General features: G+C 48.0%; 17 protein-coding genes and 1 riboswitch. Of the genes, 16 read left to right on the forward strand and 1 reads right to left on the reverse strand.

Annotation, left to right across the window (positions count from 1 at the left end; genetic code table 11):
* The first annotated feature begins 43 nt into the window (after positions 1-43).
* The 16 genes from HP567_RS11310 to HP567_RS11385 all read left to right on the forward strand — a co-directional run bounded on the left by HP567_RS11310 (position 44) and on the right by HP567_RS11385 (position 16025).
* Positions 44-1033: an LCP family protein gene (locus HP567_RS11310; protein WP_173608619.1), complete on the forward strand. Its 990-nt coding sequence runs from the start codon at positions 44-46 to the stop codon at positions 1031-1033.
* Between the two features lie 206 nt (positions 1034-1239).
* On the forward strand, positions 1240-2940 hold the full coding sequence (locus tag HP567_RS11315; RefSeq protein ID WP_173608618.1) for a long-chain-fatty-acid--CoA ligase: 1701 nt from the start codon (positions 1240-1242) through the stop codon (positions 2938-2940).
* A 153-nt stretch (positions 2941-3093) separates the two neighbouring features.
* The gene (locus HP567_RS11320) at positions 3094-3684 is read left to right on the forward strand and encodes a TetR/AcrR family transcriptional regulator (RefSeq protein WP_047071034.1); all 591 of its coding nucleotides are present in this window, start codon (positions 3094-3096) and stop codon (positions 3682-3684) included.
* Between the two features lie 118 nt (positions 3685-3802).
* Positions 3803-4576, forward strand: coding sequence for an enoyl-CoA hydratase (locus HP567_RS11325; protein WP_173608617.1), 774 nt, complete (start codon positions 3803-3805; stop codon positions 4574-4576).
* Between the two features lie 52 nt (positions 4577-4628).
* Entirely contained in the window at positions 4629-5396 is a 768-nt protein-coding gene (locus tag HP567_RS11330; RefSeq protein ID WP_088906589.1) for an electron transfer flavoprotein subunit beta/FixA family protein, read from the forward strand.
* A 20-nt stretch (positions 5397-5416) separates the two neighbouring features.
* On the forward strand, positions 5417-6376 hold the full coding sequence (locus tag HP567_RS11335; RefSeq protein WP_173608616.1) for an electron transfer flavoprotein subunit alpha/FixB family protein: 960 nt from the start codon (positions 5417-5419) through the stop codon (positions 6374-6376).
* 110 nt (positions 6377-6486) lie between these two features.
* Positions 6487-6774 carry a hypothetical protein gene (locus HP567_RS11340; RefSeq protein WP_173608615.1) on the forward strand — a complete coding sequence of 96 codons (288 nt, stop codon included), beginning with the start codon at positions 6487-6489 and terminating at the stop codon, positions 6772-6774.
* Positions 6775-6914: 140 nt separating this feature from the next.
* Positions 6915-7232 (forward strand): thioredoxin, encoded by a 318-nt coding sequence (gene trxA, locus HP567_RS11345; protein WP_007722428.1) that lies wholly within the window; start codon positions 6915-6917, stop codon positions 7230-7232.
* Positions 7233-7415: 183 nt separating this feature from the next.
* Positions 7416-8597 (forward strand): ABC transporter substrate-binding protein, encoded by a 1182-nt coding sequence (locus tag HP567_RS11350; protein WP_173608614.1) that lies wholly within the window; start codon positions 7416-7418, stop codon positions 8595-8597.
* A 148-nt stretch (positions 8598-8745) separates the two neighbouring features.
* Positions 8746-9612 carry a branched-chain amino acid ABC transporter permease gene (locus HP567_RS11355; RefSeq protein WP_173608613.1) on the forward strand — a complete coding sequence of 289 codons (867 nt, stop codon included), beginning with the start codon at positions 8746-8748 and terminating at the stop codon, positions 9610-9612.
* Positions 9613-9617: 5 nt separating this feature from the next.
* The gene (locus tag HP567_RS11360) at positions 9618-10589 is read left to right on the forward strand and encodes a branched-chain amino acid ABC transporter permease (RefSeq protein WP_173608612.1); all 972 of its coding nucleotides are present in this window, start codon (positions 9618-9620) and stop codon (positions 10587-10589) included.
* Position 10590: 1 nt separating this feature from the next.
* Positions 10591-11352 (forward strand): ABC transporter ATP-binding protein, encoded by a 762-nt coding sequence (locus tag HP567_RS11365; protein ID WP_173608611.1) that lies wholly within the window; start codon positions 10591-10593, stop codon positions 11350-11352.
* A 1-nt stretch (position 11353) separates the two neighbouring features.
* The gene (locus tag HP567_RS11370; RefSeq protein WP_173608610.1) at positions 11354-12067 is read left to right on the forward strand and encodes an ABC transporter ATP-binding protein; all 714 of its coding nucleotides are present in this window, start codon (positions 11354-11356) and stop codon (positions 12065-12067) included.
* 123 nt (positions 12068-12190) lie between these two features.
* Positions 12191-12442 (forward strand): DUF2164 domain-containing protein, encoded by a 252-nt coding sequence (locus HP567_RS11375; protein WP_173608609.1) that lies wholly within the window; start codon positions 12191-12193, stop codon positions 12440-12442.
* Between the two features lie 38 nt (positions 12443-12480).
* Positions 12481-14262, forward strand: a complete 1782-nt coding sequence (uvrC, locus tag HP567_RS11380; protein ID WP_048031978.1) for an excinuclease ABC subunit UvrC — start codon at positions 12481-12483, stop codon at positions 14260-14262.
* Positions 14263-14364: 102 nt separating this feature from the next.
* A riboswitch (Lysine riboswitch) is annotated at positions 14365-14552 on the forward strand.
* Between the two features lie 231 nt (positions 14553-14783).
* Entirely contained in the window at positions 14784-16025 is a 1242-nt protein-coding gene (locus HP567_RS11385) for an aspartate kinase (protein WP_172140745.1), read from the forward strand.
* A 49-nt stretch (positions 16026-16074) separates the two neighbouring features.
* Here the strand turns inward: HP567_RS11385 and HP567_RS11390 are convergent, their stop codons facing one another.
* On the reverse strand, positions 16075-16527 hold the full coding sequence (locus HP567_RS11390; RefSeq protein ID WP_173608608.1) for a YslB family protein: 453 nt from the start codon (positions 16525-16527) through the stop codon (positions 16075-16077).
* Between the last annotated feature and the right edge of the window lie 26 nt (positions 16528-16553).

Below are 16553 nucleotides of genomic sequence, written 5' to 3' on the forward strand. Positions count from 1 at the left end.
AGTCTCCCCTGTTAAAAATGGAAGCAAAGGGGGAGGCTTTGTCATGTTTATATGGTTATTTTTCAAACGACATGGAAAACAGATTGCGTTTCATACCTTATCCTGTTTGGCGATCGGGGCGTTGTTGCTGGTTGCCTACAGTGTCTATCAATACAAGCAAATGACAAATCAGTGGTATGCTCCGATTGATGGAGTCAAAGGAAGCGCAAAGCAGGCAGCTGCGTCCCTTCCTCCTCGTAATCTTTTGACAGGAACAGAGCCATTGAAGCCTTTCGTCGCCCTGCTTCTCGGCGTGGATAGCCGAGACGGGGAAAGTGCACGTTCAGATACAATGATGCTTGCGGCGATTCATCCCGGGAAGCAATCCGTCTATCTTTTGGCGATTCCGCGTGACAGCTACATGGAGCTCCCAGGCAAAGGATATGACAAAGTGAACCATGCGATGGCTTTTGGTGGTCCGAAGATGGTGAAAGAGTCGTTGGAAAAATTTTTGCAAATAAAAATTGATCGGTATATCTCCGTAGATTTCGATGGCTTCCGTCAAATTGTAGACGAGCTGGGCGGTGTCACAGTCGATGTGAAGAAACGCATGAAGTACAGTGATCCGAGCGACGACACGTACATCGACATTCAGCCAGGGCTGCAGACTTTATCAGGTAAACAGGCATTGGATTACGCCCGCTATCGCAAAAGTGATCTAGGCAAGGAAGACAGTGATTACATACGGATTGGCCGACAGCAGGAGATTCTCAAAGCGTTGGCTTCTAAAGGCACCTCGCTTCAAGTGTATACCAAGGCATTTTCACTCATGGAAATACTGGGTCAGCATGTGAAAACGGACCTTACTGAGCAGGAAATCGCCTCTTTATTATTGTCTTATGGCGATGGCACTCCGAACTCCATTCAAGCGGATACACTGGTCGGACAGGATGAGCGCATTTGGCATAATGGAATCGTTGGCTGGTATCATCTCGTCCCCACAACTGAACGGGAAAGAGCACGCCAGCAAATCATCAAGGAAGTTACGCCGTAAGAAACAAAGACCATAAGAGCAAGAGCAAAGGACACGGCTTTCATCATGGACGTGTCCTTTTTTGTCGAATGCTCTTGTCCCGATAGAAAGCACATGATTTTAATTGGAAAATTGAATATGTTTCGAATACAATAGTCATTAGGAAGAGATTATGAATGTAGATCATAGGGAGAGGCAAGGCCATTTAAGGGATGGAGGGAATGACCATGTCAAATGCCAAGCCTTGGATTGCCAATTACCCGCCCGAAACTGCGCCGTCATTGGATTACCCCCGTGTTCCTTTGACGCATTTTCTGGAGCAGTCTGCAGCTATGTATCCAGACAGTAACGCGATCTATTTCATGGGAAAAAGCATTACGTATCGAGAGCTTTTGCAGTTGTCATACCAATTTGCCAATGCATTGATCAAACGCGGTGTAAAGAAAGGGGACCGCGTGGCGATTATGCTGCCAAATACTCCACAAGCCGTCATCAGTTACTACGGGGCGCTTTTTGCAGGTGCTATCGTGGTCATGACCAACCCGCTGTATACCGAGCGAGAATTGATTCACCAAATGAACGATTCAGGCGCCGAGACCATCATCACACTGGATTTGTTGTACAAACGTGTTACCCAAGTCCGTGCATCTACCTCACTTCAACGAATCATCATCACAAGCATTGGCGATTTCCTTCCCTTATTGAAAAAATGGCTATACCCGTTCGTACAGAAGAAACAAGGACAAAATCCGCAGGTTACATATAGCGCAGATATTGAGCCTTTTCTTTCCGTATTAAAAGAAAGCGCTACCAAGCCTGCTGAAGTACCAGTCGATCCGACCCAGGACATCGCGCTCCTCCAGTATACAGGGGGGACAACAGGTGTTGCCAAAGGCGTCATGTTGACGCACGCCAATCTCATTGCGAATGCAGTCCAGTGCCAAGCGGTCCTTTACAAGCTGAAAAAGGGAAAGGAACGGATTCTGTGTGTGCTCCCGCTGTTCCACGTGTATGGGATGACTACCGTGATGAACAAAGGCATTTGTATCGCAGCAGAAATTATTCTCGTTCCCAAATTCGACGTGAAGCAAATATTTGAAATGATCGACAAGCGCAAGCCCACTCTTTTCCCAGGGGCACCCACCATGTATATCGGTCTCATCAACCACCCAGACTTGAAAAAGCATGATCTGTCTTCCATCGATGCATGTGTCAGTGGTTCAGCTCCGTTGCCGGTCGAAGTGAAGCTCAAATTTGAGGAGTTGACGGGTGGCAAGCTGGTCGAGGGGTATGGGATGACAGAGGCTTCTCCCGTAACTCATTCCAATCCCATTTGGGAAAAAGGCATTACGGGAAGCATCGGAATGCCGTGGCCAGATACGGATTGCCGAATTGTGGACCCAGCAACAGGAGAAGAGATGCCCCAAGGCGAGGTCGGGGAGTTGGCCGTAAAAGGACCCCAAGTCATGCTCGGCTACTGGAATCGCCCAGAGGATACCGCTGCCGTATTAAGGGATGGCTGGTTTTTGACGGGAGATATGGGCTATATGGACGAAAATGGCTATTTCTATATCGTAGATCGCAAAAAAGACATGATTATCGCTGGCGGCTTTAATATTTATCCGCGCGAAGTAGAAGAAGTGCTGTTTGAGCATCCTGCCATCCAGGAGGCAGCAGTAATCGGTGTTCCAGACCCGTACCGGGGCGAAACAGTGAAAGCATTCGTCGTTTTCAAGGATGGACAACTCGCGAGTGAAGAGGATCTGGAATCGCATTGCAGACAGAGACTCGCCGCCTATAAGATTCCGAGACAATACGAGATTCGTACAGATTTGCCCAAAACCATGGTCGGAAAAGTATTGCGTCGCCAATTACAAGAAGAAGACAAGAAGAAAAGGGAAGCCCAAGAAGAAATCAAAACGAGCTAGTGTAGCTGATGTTTTGAGGCTTGCGATCCCAGGCGGAAAGCGGCCTTTTTTGCTGGCCTCTTGCGATTGACAGAGGAGTGGCCCTGTATTACACTAATTATGAATGAGTGATCATTCATTTCGTCATCAATGTTAGTAAACATGGAGGTAGTTATGGCAAAGAAAACGGGGGAAAAGTATCAAGCCATTATTGATGCTGCTGTTCGAGTAATCGCCAGACAGGGCTATTACAGTGCCCAGGTATCGAAAATTGCGAAAGAGGCGAAGGTAGCAGACGGCACCATATACCTCTATTTTGAAAACAAGGATGATATTTTGATTTCACTGTTTAACGAAAAGATGGGCCAGTTTGTGGAGACAAACCGCAAACGCATTTCGGAAGCGACGACCATTGAGCAAAAGCTGTATGTACTCATTCATGCACACTTGAGCCAGCTATCCAATGACCATGATCTGGCAAAAGTGACGCAAATCGAGCTACGCCAATCCAGTCCGGTCATTAGTGAAGGAATCGGCAACGTGATGAAGCAGTATTTTAACCTCATTGACGAAGTGATCGTAGAGGGTATGGAGCAGGGCGTATTCCGATCTGATCTCGAGGTGCGGATTACGCGCAAAATGATTTTTGGAACGCTGGACGAAGTGACAACATCTTGGGTGATGAAACAGTGCAAGTACGACCTTGTCTCTTATGTTGATTCCATTCATAACCTCTTCCTGCTTGGTATGAAGGGAAAAGAATGAAAAGAAAAGCTTTTTTTGCATGAAAACGTTTGTTACAATGGAAACAGTAAGACTGAGCGATCGCTCGGAATGAATAGTAGCTGTTTTTTATATATGGGGAGAGTATGGGGGGAGAGGAATGGCGTCGCATTGGAATGTAGAAATCGTTGATCGCGTTGCTACGGTTACGATCAGCAACCCGCCTGCTAACGCACTCAGTCAAGCAGTGCTCGGTCAATTGAGTGAACTTTTGGACCAGTGGGAAAATAACGATGAAATCAAAGCAATCGTTTTGACTGGTGAAGGTCGGTTTTTCATTGCAGGAGCGGACATCAAAGAATTTACCCAACTGAATCGGGATAATGCAGAAGAAATGGCGAAGAAGGGTCAAGCATTGTTTAATCGCATGGAAACGTTCCCGAAGCCAATCATTGCAGCAATTAACGGCGCTTGCCTTGGTGGGGGACTGGAGCTTGCGTTGGCGTGCCATATCCGCTTGGCAGCACCTGAAGCCAAGCTCGGGTTGCCAGAGTTGAATCTCGGACTCATTCCAGGGTACGGGGGGACGCAACGTCTACCGCGTCTGGTTGGTCGAGGCAAAGCGACACAGATGATTCTCACATCAGAGATGATCGGTGGCGAGGAAGCATTGCGTATCGGTCTTGTGGAAGCGGTTTATCCCGTAGAGCAGTTGCTCGCAGAAGCACAAAAGCTGGCGGCTGTTTTCGCAAGTAAGAGCGCGATTACCCTGAAGTTTGCCCTAGCGTCCATCCATAACACAACGGAGCTGTCGCTGTCACAAGGCTTGGAGCAAGAAGCAAAGCTCTTTGGTGATGCTTTCGCGACGGAGGACGTAAAAGAAGGCGTGACTGCATTTCTCGAAAAGCGCAAGCCGCAATTCGCAGATCGGTAGTTAAGCATATAGCTTCACAAGTATGAGGTACCACTAAGGAGGAGGCATCCTGATGAATATCGTGGTTGTGTTGAAACAGACGTTTGACACAGAAGAAAAAATCGTCATCCAAAACGGACAAATTTCCGAAGATGGCGTTGAATTCATCATTAATCCCTACGATGAGTACGCTGTAGAAGAGGCAATCAAGCTCAAGGAAGAGCACGGCGGCGAAGTAACCGTGATCAGCGTCGGACCAGACCGTGCTGAAAGTGCCCTGCGCACTGCTTTGGCAATGGGCGCAGACAAGGCTGTTCTGGTGGATGACGAGTCTCTGTTTGGAGACGAATTCACCATCGCTAAAGTATTGGCGGCAGTAGCGAAAAAGGTTGGCTTCGATATCATCATTGGTGGACAAATGGCTGTAGACTCCGGGGCTGGCCAAGGCGGTCCTCGTCTGGCAGAAGAACTGGGAATCAACCATGTATCGACTGCTGTGAAGCTAGAGGTGGACGGGACGAATGTACGCGTAGAGCGCGATGTAGAAGGGGACCTGGAAGTCGTGGAGACGAGCCTTCCTGTTTTGATTACGGCTCAGCAAGGACTCAACGAGCCGCGCTATCCTTCTCTCCCAGGTATCATGAAAGCGAAGAAAAAACCTTTGGATAGACTCGGCGCAGACGATTTGGGAATTACTGCGGATGAGGTAAAAGCAAAGACAGAAATCGTCGATCAGACATTGCCTCCGAAAAAGCAGGCGGGTCGCATTCTCTCTGGCGAATTGGCAGCTCAAACGTCGGAATTGGTGCAACTGTTGCGCAATGAAGCGAAAGTGATCTAAGCGAGAGGGAGAGGATATCCATGAAAAAAGTACTTGTATTGGCAGAAGTACGTGACGGACAACTTCGCAACGTGTCGCTGGAAGCATTGACTGCAGCACAAGCATTGGCTGAGGGCGGCGAAATTGTAGCGGGTGTATTCGGAGCAGATTCAGCAGCGCATGCAGTGACATTGGGTCACCATGGTGCGAGCACGGTATATACGGCTGATCATACAGCGCTGGCGCAATACACGCCAGATGCGTATGTGCAGGCACTCACTCAGTTGATTGAACTGGCTTCTCCAGATGCAGTGGTTTTGGGTCACACGGCGATCGGTCGTGATATCGCACCTCGCGTAGCAGCGAGACTTGGCTACGGTCTGATTTCGGACGTAACAAGTGTAGAAGCTGGACCAGTTTTTGTTCGCCCGATCTATGCAGGAAAAGCGACGCAAACACGCAAATTCGTTGAAGGAACAACCTTTATTACGATTCGTCCAAACAACATTGCCATCGGCGCTGCTGACCCTTCGAAAACGGCAGTGGTGGTACCAGTTGAATTGGAAATCAAGGATTTGCGTACGATTGTAAAAGATGTGGTAAGAAAAACAAGCGGCAAAGTAGACCTTTCCGAAGCAAAAGTCGTGATTTCCGGTGGGCGTGGCGTGAAAAGTGCAGATGGCTTCCAGCCGTTGTACGATTTGGCGGAAGTGCTCGGTGCAGCTGTTGGTGCATCTCGTGGCGCTTGCGACGCAGACTATTGCGACTACTCCATGCAGATCGGACAGACAGGTAAGGTGGTTACACCTGATTTGTATATCGCATGCGGGATTTCGGGAGCGATTCAGCACTTGGCTGGTATGTCCAGCTCGAAGGTAATTGTTGCCATCAACAAAGATCCGGAAGCGCCAATCTTCCAAGTGGCTGATTACGGTATCGTAGGTGACTTATTCGAAGTGCTGCCATTGCTGACGGCAGAGTTTAAAAAAGTATTGGTTTAACAGAAAGATGATGACTAGGCGCTCCTTTTTGGGGGCGCTTTTTTTGTCCTTGGCTCTTACTTTATGCTTTCCTTGCTTGGTATAATAGGGGATAAGGAGAGGTGATCGGAATGAGCGAGGAGCTTTTGCAACAACTGATTCACATGGTTGCTGAGAATAATCGGCTTGTAAAAGAGACACAGCAGGATGTGCGTGACTTTAAGAAAGAGATGTATGATTTTCGGGATGAGATGTACGCGTTTCGAGATGAAATGTACGAATTCCGCGATGACGCTACGCGCCGATTAGACAGATTGGAACGCCAAAATAAACATATCGATGCAGACCTTGATCTGCTGCATCGGAAAGTTAGTGACCACGAACGGGAGATTAACCGGCTCAAACAAGTCGGGCAATAAGGTGCGGTCAGACTGGACAGACTATAACGAGAAGTACAGGGCAAAGTGTGGAGCGGCGTAGTCAATTTGGTGTTTGAATGATATACTGATAACCGTTAGGAACCTTTATTTAGTAATTGAAATTCAAGGAGGTAACTTCTATGGCAATTGTAAATGCTACCGACCAAAACTTTTCCCAGGAAGTAGAGCAAGGCGGTACAGTCCTGGTTGACTTCTGGGCTCCATGGTGCGGCCCTTGCAAAATGATCGCTCCTGTACTGGAGCAAATTGACGGTGAAGTGGGCTCCCAGCTCAAAATCGTCAAAGTAAACGTGGATGACAACCCAGATTCTGCTGGGCGTTTTGGCGTAATGTCCATCCCAACCCTGATCGTATTCAAAGACGGTCAACCAGTTGACAAAGTGATTGGCTTCCAACCAAAAGAAGCGCTCATGGCAACTGTAGGGAAACATCTGTAAGAGTAAAGCAACGAATGAAGCGGCATAGTCATGTGCCGCTTTTTCTTATGTTTGAAAACGGAATTCTGAACGATCGTTTGTCAAAAAATTAAGTTTACTTGAGCGAAAATAATTGCGTTTTTAGAATACTTTGATTAAACTTCATATATTCAATTTATTTCGAGAATAGAGGGGGCTTTTCTAATGAAGGGATTTCATTTGATGCGCTCGCTGGCGGCGATCTCGCTAGGGGCAGTATTGATGGTCGGATGTTCGAGCGGAGGAAATACAACTGCTCCTGCGGCAGGAGAAAGTGGCTCTGGACAAGCCGCCGACGGACAAGAGATTCAAGCGAAAATCGGCGTCGTTGGTTTCCTTTCAGGATCTGGTGCAGCTTATGGAGAAGCGCAAAAAGCAGGATTGGAGCTGGCGTTGGGAGAGCTGAATGAAGCGAACAAAGGTAAGCTCAAGATTGAACTGAAGTTTGAAGACTCCGCCGGAGAAAAAGAAGGCGCGATTAATGCAGTAAATAAACTGATTAATCAGGATAATGTCGTGGCGATTATCGGACCGACACTTTCCGGGGAAATGTTTGCTGCAGGACCAGTAGCAAACGAGGCGGAGACTCCGATTTTTGGTATCTCCAACACGTCAGAAGGAATCAATGATATCGGGGAGTACGTCTTCCGCAATTCATTGCCTGAGTCCATTGCAATCCCGACAGCTATGAAAGCAGCCGTGGAGAAAAATGGCTTGAAAAAAGTAGCACTCATCCATGCATCCAACGATGACTTCTCCGTGAATGGCTACAAGGTCATGAAAGCAACCGCTGAAAAGCTGGGCTTGGAGATTACCGGTGAAGCGACTTTTGCAAATGGCGACGTAGACTTTTCGGCACAATTGACCAAGCTGAAGCAAACAAACCCAGATGCTTTGCTTGTGTCCGCCTTGTACAAAGAAGGCTCCATGGTTGTGAAAAAAGCACGTGAATTGGGCTTTACAGGGACAATTCTTGGCGGCAATGGTTTCAATAATCCGAAAGTTTTTGAAATTGCAGGTTCAGCTGCTGAGGGCTTGATCGTTGCGACTCCATTCAGTCCTGAAAAGAAAGATGATAAAGTTCAAGCCTTCGTAAAAGCATTCGAAGCCAAATATAACAAAAAGCCTGACCAGTTCGCAGCTCAAGCGTACGACTCGCTATACATTATGTCGCAGTCACTGCTTGCCGCAGGAAAAGCAGATCGCGAAGAGTTGCGCGGCCAATTGGCTCAGCTGAAAGACTTCACAGGTGTATCCGGCAAACTGTCCTTTGACGAGAAACGCAATCCGATTGGTGATGCGGTTGTCGTTGTCGCAAAAGAAGGCAAATTCGTCCCGTTTGAATAGGATCGAGCCCGGGGTTGCTCCGGGCTTCTTTTTCTATCGGTTATCTCGCTGGATCAGAAAGTACCAGATCATGTTCTTCGCTTGCTGATCCAGCGAGAATAACTCAATCATCGTGGGATTGTAACGACTTAACAGTGAGGTGAGGCATTTGTTTTGGCAGCAATTAGTCAATGGTTTGACAGTTGGTAGCACTTATTCATTGATCGCATTGGGATATACGCTCATTTTTGGTGTCTTGGGAATCATTAATATGGCACACGGCCAAATTTTTATTTTTGGATCACTAGTTGGCTTGGTATTGATGACCAGCCTTAATATGCCTTTAGGGGTAGCGCTGATCGTGGCAGTCGTCATATCGGCGATCTTGGGTCTTGTACTGGAGTATACAGCGCTTCGCCCCCTTCGCAAGAAAAATGTACCTCATCTGGCATCCTTGATCAGTACGATCGGATTTGCCATTTTGATGGAGGAAGCCATGCACAAGTTTTTCGGTGCTGACTCCCGTGCATTTCCGCAATCCTTCGGGGATACCACTTTTGATCTGGGCATCATTCAAATTCGCAGTGTTGATCTCGTTATTTTGGGGATTTCTGTGTTGCTGATGTTCGTCCTGCATTTTTGGATTCAAAAAACGAAAATGGGAAAAGCGATTCGCGCGACGGCTGAAAATACGGATACCGCAAATATTTTGGGGATTAACACAAATATGGTCATTGTCGTGACCGTCATGCTTGCCTCGGCACTGGGAGGTGTCGCCGGCATATTGATCGGGATGGCGTATTCCGCTCTCATTCCGACGATGGGGATGACGCTTGGCTTCAAAGGTTTGGCCGTTTTGATTTTAGGAGGTGTAGGCAGTATTCCTGGGGCTATGGTGTGCGGCGTATTGCTCGGAATTATCGAGGTGTTTACTGTCGCGTACGGAGACTCGTCGTATCGGGATGCGGTTGCTTTTGGCTTGATCATTCTCATTTTGCTCTTGAAGCCGGAAGGACTATTTGGACGCAAAGCGTAAGGGAGGTGCAGACATTGGACATTCTCAATCCATATAACTTACAAGTACTGACTTTTATCTTGTTAAACAGTATTTTGGCGATCAGTATTTACATTACGCTCTCGACGGGCCAGCTTTCCTTGGGCCATGCGGGCTTTATGAGCATTGGCGCTTTTACAGCGAGTATTTTGACGAAGCAAGCGGACGTGCCGCTGTTTATCGCCATCATAATCGGAGGGCTGGTAGCAGGACTGATTGCACTGTTGATCGGTGCTCCGACATTGAAGCTCCACGGCTTGTACCTGGCAATTGCTACGCTTGGCTTTGGTGAAGTGATTCGCGTTATTTTTCTTAATATGGAGATAACAAACGGGGCTCTTGGATTGACCGGACTTCAATCGGTTGGGAATTATTTGTACGATTTTGAAAAAGCAATGGGGTTAAAAGCGCAAACTCTTGGCATTTCGGTCATGCAAATGAAGTCGTTATCGACCTTTGTGTTTATGCTGCTCCTGTTTGCCTTCGTTCTTTTCTTGACGCTGCGTCTGAACCGCTCGCGTCTTGGGCGTGCTTTTGAAGCGATCAAAGCAGATGAAACGGCGGCACGAGCGATGGGATTGCAAGTCAATTATTATAAAATGCTTGCTTTTGTGATCGGTTCAATTTTGGCAGGGGTATGTGGAGGATTGTTCGCCCACATTACGACGACGATTACGCCAGATGATTTTAACTATCATAAAGTCGTAGAAATTCTGTCTTATGCCGTGATCGGCGGCAGCGAAGTCGTATGGGGGCCGCTGTTTGGTGCCTTGGTTCTTACGGCGCTGCCGGAGGTGCTGCGTGGTTTGGCCGAGTACAAAATGCTCATGTACGGTTTGATCATGGTCGGTGTAATGGCATTCCGTCCGCATGGCTTGATCGGTGCCGATACGTTCCAAAAGCTGTTCAAGCGTCGTCGGGGCAAATCATCGGACAAGGAAGCGAAGGGGGGAGTATAAGATGTTGCTGGAACTTGCGAACGTAGGAAAAAGCTTTGGCGGCATCACCGCTCTTCGTGACGTTTCTTTTACTGTCGGAGAGGGCGAAATTGTCGGCTTGATCGGTCCGAATGGTGCGGGGAAAACGACCATTTTCAATATGGCAACGGGCATATTCGAACCAACAACGGGTACCTTTTCTTTTGCTGGGCAAAAGCTAAACGGCATGGCGCCAAACAAAATTACCGAAATGGGTATTGCAAGGACGTTCCAAAATATTCGCCTATTCGGTCACATGAGTGCGTTGGACAACGTGAAGGTGGGATGTCATTCGCGCATGAAGGCAGGCTTCTGGGCTTCCCTTTTGAAAACACCGGGACAACGTGCGGAAGAAAAAGCGGTTACCAAAAAAGCCGAGGAGTTACTCGAATTCGTAGGCTTGTCTGACATTGTTAATGTCCGCTCGGATACATTGGCTTACGGTCAACAACGACGTCTGGAGATTGCACGGGCACTGGCTACTGAACCAAAACTCTTGCTGTTGGACGAGCCTGCTGCCGGAATGATCGAGACCGAGACGAAAGCACTCATGGAGCTGGTCAAAAAAATTCGCGATGACGGGACGACTGTCCTGTTGGTCGAACACGATATGGGATTGGTCATGAATCTGTGTGAAAAGGTCGTATGTATCAACTTTGGGGTCAAAATTGCTGACGGTACCCCGGCAGAGGTACAAAACAATCCAGATGTGATTGAAGCCTACCTCGGCAAGGAGGACGAATAAGATGCTGAACATCCAAAACTTGACGACCTCCTACGGTCAAATCAAGGCGATTCGTGGGATTACGCTGAAAGTGCCTGAGGGCAAAATCGTCTCGCTGATCGGTGCGAACGGAGCGGGCAAAACCACAACCATGCGTACAATCGCAGGTCAACTGAAGCCAGAAGCAGGGACGATTACGTTTTGTGGTCAACGCATAGAGGGCTCGAGACCCCATCAAATCGTAAAAGCCGGACTGGCGTTGGTTCCAGAAGGGCGTGCGATCCTCGGAAAGATGACCGTTCTGGAAAACCTGGAAATGGGTGCATTCCAGCGCAACGATGCACAAGGCATCAAGGACGACATGGAAAAGATGATGATCTGGTTCCCCATCCTCAAGGAGCGGCTTTCCCAATTGGGAGGGACGATGTCTGGTGGTCAACAGCAAATGCTAGCCATTGCCCGCGCATTAATGTCTCGACCGAAGCTGCTGCTTTTGGACGAGCCGTCGATGGGCTTGGCTCCTATCGTGGTGGCGGACATTTTCAAGGTAATCAAAGAAATCAATGCGGAAGGTACGACCGTTCTTATCGTGGAGCAAAATGTCAAACAGGCCCTCAAAATTGCCGATTTCGGGTATGTGCTGGAGGCAGGGCAAATCGTGTTGGAAGGCACAGGAGAATCGTTGTTAAACGACGAGCGTGTAAAAGAAGCATATTTGGGCGGTCGCAAGCACTAGGTCTGCCTATAAAAAACTGTCGCCATGGAATGAGGCGGCAGTTTTTTTCGTATTGATTCCATGGTACTATGAAGGGTAGAACGTATATTCTCTTATGCGAAAAAGGGAAGGAAGCCGGATACGATGCCAACCAAATTGACGAGAGAGCAAATGGAATATCTTGTTCATCAAGTACAGCGTTACTATAAAGAAGAACGGTCAGAGACACTCGGTAATTTGGAGACGGAAGAGTTGATTGCCTTTTTTTCAAAAGAGCTCGGTCCCTTCTATTACAATCAAGGGGTGCAAGACAGCCGCAAGCTGCTGGTGGAACGGATGAGTTCCTTGGAAGATGAACTGTATGTATTGGAAAAGCCAATTCACAAGAACAAATAGATGCAAGGCAGATATATAGCAAAGAGGAGGGAGCAGCCATGAACAGCTCCTTAAAAGATAAACTGGCCGTCCTGCCAGATAAGCCAGGCTGCTACCTGATGAAAAATGCGAGCGGGGAAATCATTTACGTAGGAAAAGCCAAGGTGCTGAAAAACCGCGTCCGCTCGTATTTTACAGGCAGTCATAACGGGAAGACGCAGCTGCTGGTCAGTGAGATCGTGGATTTTGAGTACATTGTGGTATCCTCAGCGATCGAGGCGCTCATCCTCGAGTGCAACCTGATCAAAGAGCACGATCCGCGCTACAATGTCATGCTTCGCGATGACAAGACGTATCCGTATATCAAAATTACGAATGAGGCGCAGCCACGTCTGGAGATTACCCGTAAAGTATTAAAAGATAAAGCCAAATATTTCGGTCCATATCCGAATGCCGGAGATGCCTCCGAGGTAAAGAAGCTGCTGGATCGCCTCTATCCGTTGCGAAAATGCCGCAATATGCCCAAGCAGGTTTGTCTTTACTACCATTTGGGGCAATGTCTTGCGCCCTGTGTATACGAGGTATCGGCTGAGGAAAATCAGCGTTTGGTGGATGAAATCAGCCGGTTCCTCGATGGTGGCCATGAGGAAATGAAGCAAACCCTTACGGAAAAAATGCTCCAAGCCGCAGAAAACATGGAGTTCGAACGAGCCAAGGAATATCGCGATCAGATCAAGAGCATCGAAGCGGTGATGGAGAAGCAGAAGATCACGTTCACCGATACGGTAGACCGCGATATTATCGGGTTTGCTGTGGAAAAAGGCTGGATGTGTATCCAGGTGTTCTATATGCGAAAAGGGAAGATGATCGAGCGTCAGACGACTTCCTTTCCATACTATGGCAGCGAAACCGAAGACTTCATGTCTTATGTGAGCCAGTTCTACTACGATAAGCAAAATGCGCTGCCGAAAGAAATTTTGCTCCCGCAAGAGAGTGAACCAGAGCTTTTGAGTGAATGGCTGGGCATCAAAGTCCATGCGCCGAAAAGAGGCAAAAAGCATGAGCTCGTGAAGATGGCTTCCGAGAACGCCCGCATTGCTTTGCAGGAGAAGTTCGCCCTGATGTCTAAAGACGATGCTCGGACGGTCCAAGCGGTGCATAATCTTGGTCACATTTTAGGGATTCCGGTTCCTCATCGAATTGAAGCGTTTGACAACTCCAACATTCAAGGAACAGAGCCTGTGTCTGCGATGATTGTCTTTACAGACGGGCGCCCTGACAAAAAGGAATACCGCAAATTCAAGATCAAAACCGTCGAAGGACCAGATGATTACGGCTCCATGCGAGAAGTCGTTCGGCGACGTTATTCTCGCTTGCTAAAAGAAAACCAGCCAATGCCCGACCTGATTGTGATTGATGGTGGAAAAGGCCAAATCAGTGCGGCTATGGACGTTCTGGAAAACGAGCTCGGTCTTTATATTCCTGTCTGTGGACTCGCGAAAGACGAGAAGCACCGTACTGCTCAGCTCATGTACGGAGATCCGCCAGAGCCTGTGAATCTTAGACGTGACAGCTATGAGTTTTATTTGTTGCAGCGCATCCAAGACGAGGTCCACCGTTTTGTTATTACGTTCCATAGACAATCCCGGACCAAAACGATGCTCTCGTCGCAATTGGATGAGATCCCGGGTATCGGTGAAAAGCGGCGCAAGCTGTTGTTCTCTCATTTTGGCTCTTTGAAGAAAATGCGCGAGGCGACCGTCGAAGACTTCCGCCAATTAGGGATCGGCGACAAGCTGGCAAAAGAAATCATCGGGCATCTGCGCAAGCTCGACACTTAGCAAATGTAACTTTTGGAGTAACCTTTAAAAAGGAATTGATCCATTTTTAGACTCATGATATAATCCGATTCAAACAGAATAGTTAGCCTCACTTCCATTATGGAGTGAGGTAGAGGCGCGAAAACCAAGAGTACCACCCTGAGATCGGGTATCTGTGAAGGGGACGGGAAAGGGGAATTCGCCGAAGTGTGGAGGGAAACCCGCTTTTCTCCATGCTGGGTCTGCGTTGAACAAATGCAGGACTGTCATCTGCACAATGACCAATTGTCAGATGGAGAGCTATCTCACGGTGTGTCAATGTGAGTTTTGATGGTGATGACTGTCAATCTTCGTTGTCCGCGTGTATTGGGAGGGAGGAACCGGTATGTCGAAACAGTAGGCAGCGGCAGGTCTTATTCCTTGTCGGTGCCTTTTTTGTAAAATAAAAATGCAAGACTTTTCCTTATAGAGAAAATAGTGAAAAACCATACGATACGAGATAAATACCAACATTGGATATGAGAAAAAGGGAGAGAAGCCGCATGGGGTTGATCGTGCAGAAATACGGAGGCACCTCTGTAGGTACCATTGAGCGAATTTTACGAGTTGCGGATCGAATTATCAGCTACAAAGAGGAAGGACATGATGTGGTAGTCGTTGTCTCTGCGATGGGGAAATCTACTGACGTATTGGTAGACATGGCCAAGCAGATTAGCGCATACCCATCCGAGCGTGAAATGGATATGCTGCTGACCACGGGGGAGCAAGTATCGATCGCGCTTTTGTCGATGGCCTTGCATACAAAAGGCTACGACGCTATTTCTCTTACGGGCTGGCAAGCTGGAATCACCACGGAGGCGATTCACGGAAGAGCGCGGATCAAGCAGATTGATCCCGAGCGGATTCAATCCGAGCTCGGACGCGGTCGTGTGGTCATCGTGGCAGGATTCCAAGGGATCAGTGACGAAGGTGAAATTACGACGCTCGGCCGCGGTGGATCGGATACATCTGCGGTTACACTTGCAGCGAGCTTGAACGCTGAGAAATGCGAAATCTTTACAGACGTGTCCGGGGTGTATACAGCTGATCCACGAATGGTTCCAGCTGCGAGCAAGCTGGATACGATCTCGTATGATGAGATGCTGGAGCTGGCGAACCTCGGTGCAGGGGTTCTTCATCCTAGGTCAGTAGAGGCTGCGAAAAAATACAAGGTAAGGCTGGTCGTCCGCTCCAGCTTTACTGCCGAAGATGGTACGTACGTTGAGGAGGTTGCCAACATGGAAACAGGTAGAGTAGTAAGTGGAGTTGCACATGATGAAGATGTAGCCAAAATCACGGTTGTCGGCATGCCTGCCAAGGTCGGGACGCTCTCCCGTCTGTTCAATACGCTGGCAGACAACCAGGTGAACGTCGATATTATTATCCAAAGCTCTTATGATGCGACTGTTACGAATATTTCTTTTACAGTTGCAGCGGATGACCTGAAAAAAGCACTGGATACGCTGGACAGAAACAAAAACGAGCTTGGTTTTGAAAAAGTCGATTTCGAGGAAAGCTTGACCAAAGTATCCATTGTTGGCTCCGGAATGATCAACAATCCAGGGGTTGCTGCCGAAATGTTCCGCGTTCTGGCAGAAAAAGAAATTTCTATTAAAATGGTATCTACATCTGATATCAAGGTTTCTTGCGTCATTCCAGCAGCCTTGACGGAGCTGGCTGTTCGCAGTCTGCATTCGGCCTATGGTCTGGATGTTGAGGAAACCGCAGTCGTGCACGGCGTATAAAAAATGGATGCTCCCTCTCCCTTCCTTATAGGTAGAGGGGGCATTTTGTTCATGACGCCACTTGTACGGAGATACGTATGTCAGAAGAGCTTTCCATTTCGATTTTGCTAAACGTTTCTCTTTCTTTCCATTGCTCAATCATACCAGCGATGATCCCGGCTTCAAAGGAAAGACTGCATCCTAGTCTTTCTATAGACTGATAGCTAAAAATGGAATGAGTGAGTGAATAGACGATCGTTTGTTTGGTCTCCTCCACGACGTCTAGCTGGCCTAATCCGAGCCGAATAAAAGGCATAATCGGACCTGTTGCAGATTGAATGGGGATTTGGCGGCCCATATTTTTTCCTATCCAATAGAGAATATGGTTTTCACTATCGCCTAGCAGGGTACTAGTCAGCGTTTCGCGTAGAAGATGATAGCCAAGGTAGGGCATATTCATTCTTTCCGCATAGGGAATGGTCTCTGGCGGCAACAGTGCTGCAAGCTGATCCTTCTCTTTCATATGTGCTTCCCTCCTGTCTGTACTAG

Origin of the sequence: Brevibacillus sp. M2.1A, from assembly GCF_013284355.2 — a bacterium.
Taxonomy (GTDB): Bacteria; Bacillota; Bacilli; order Brevibacillales; family Brevibacillaceae; genus Brevibacillus.

What these genes read in the sequence shown, in the direction of transcription:
- HP567_RS11350 (WP_173608614.1), top strand. Translation starts at nt 7,416, where the DNA reads ATGAAGGGATTTCATTTGATGCGCTCGCTGGCGGCGATCTCGCTAGGG.
- HP567_RS11330 (WP_088906589.1), top strand. Translation starts at nt 4,629, where the DNA reads ATGAATATCGTGGTTGTGTTGAAACAGACGTTTGACACAGAAGAAAAA.
- HP567_RS11385 (WP_172140745.1), top strand. Translation starts at nt 14,784, where the DNA reads ATGGGGTTGATCGTGCAGAAATACGGAGGCACCTCTGTAGGTACCATT.
- uvrC (WP_048031978.1), top strand. Translation starts at nt 12,481, where the DNA reads ATGAACAGCTCCTTAAAAGATAAACTGGCCGTCCTGCCAGATAAGCCA.
- HP567_RS11335 (WP_173608616.1), top strand. Translation starts at nt 5,417, where the DNA reads ATGAAAAAAGTACTTGTATTGGCAGAAGTACGTGACGGACAACTTCGC.
- HP567_RS11340 (WP_173608615.1), top strand. Translation starts at nt 6,487, where the DNA reads ATGAGCGAGGAGCTTTTGCAACAACTGATTCACATGGTTGCTGAGAAT.
- HP567_RS11365 (WP_173608611.1), top strand. Translation starts at nt 10,591, where the DNA reads ATGTTGCTGGAACTTGCGAACGTAGGAAAAAGCTTTGGCGGCATCACC.
- HP567_RS11390 (WP_173608608.1), bottom strand. Translation starts at nt 16,527, where the DNA reads ATGAAAGAGAAGGATCAGCTTGCAGCACTGTTGCCGCCAGAGACCATT.
- HP567_RS11315 (WP_173608618.1), top strand. Translation starts at nt 1,240, where the DNA reads ATGTCAAATGCCAAGCCTTGGATTGCCAATTACCCGCCCGAAACTGCG.
- HP567_RS11375 (WP_173608609.1), top strand. Translation starts at nt 12,191, where the DNA reads ATGCCAACCAAATTGACGAGAGAGCAAATGGAATATCTTGTTCATCAA.
- HP567_RS11370 (WP_173608610.1), top strand. Translation starts at nt 11,354, where the DNA reads ATGCTGAACATCCAAAACTTGACGACCTCCTACGGTCAAATCAAGGCG.
- HP567_RS11320 (WP_047071034.1), top strand. Translation starts at nt 3,094, where the DNA reads ATGGCAAAGAAAACGGGGGAAAAGTATCAAGCCATTATTGATGCTGCT.
- HP567_RS11325 (WP_173608617.1), top strand. Translation starts at nt 3,803, where the DNA reads ATGGCGTCGCATTGGAATGTAGAAATCGTTGATCGCGTTGCTACGGTT.
- trxA (WP_007722428.1), top strand. Translation starts at nt 6,915, where the DNA reads ATGGCAATTGTAAATGCTACCGACCAAAACTTTTCCCAGGAAGTAGAG.
- HP567_RS11310 (WP_173608619.1), top strand. Translation starts at nt 44, where the DNA reads ATGTTTATATGGTTATTTTTCAAACGACATGGAAAACAGATTGCGTTT.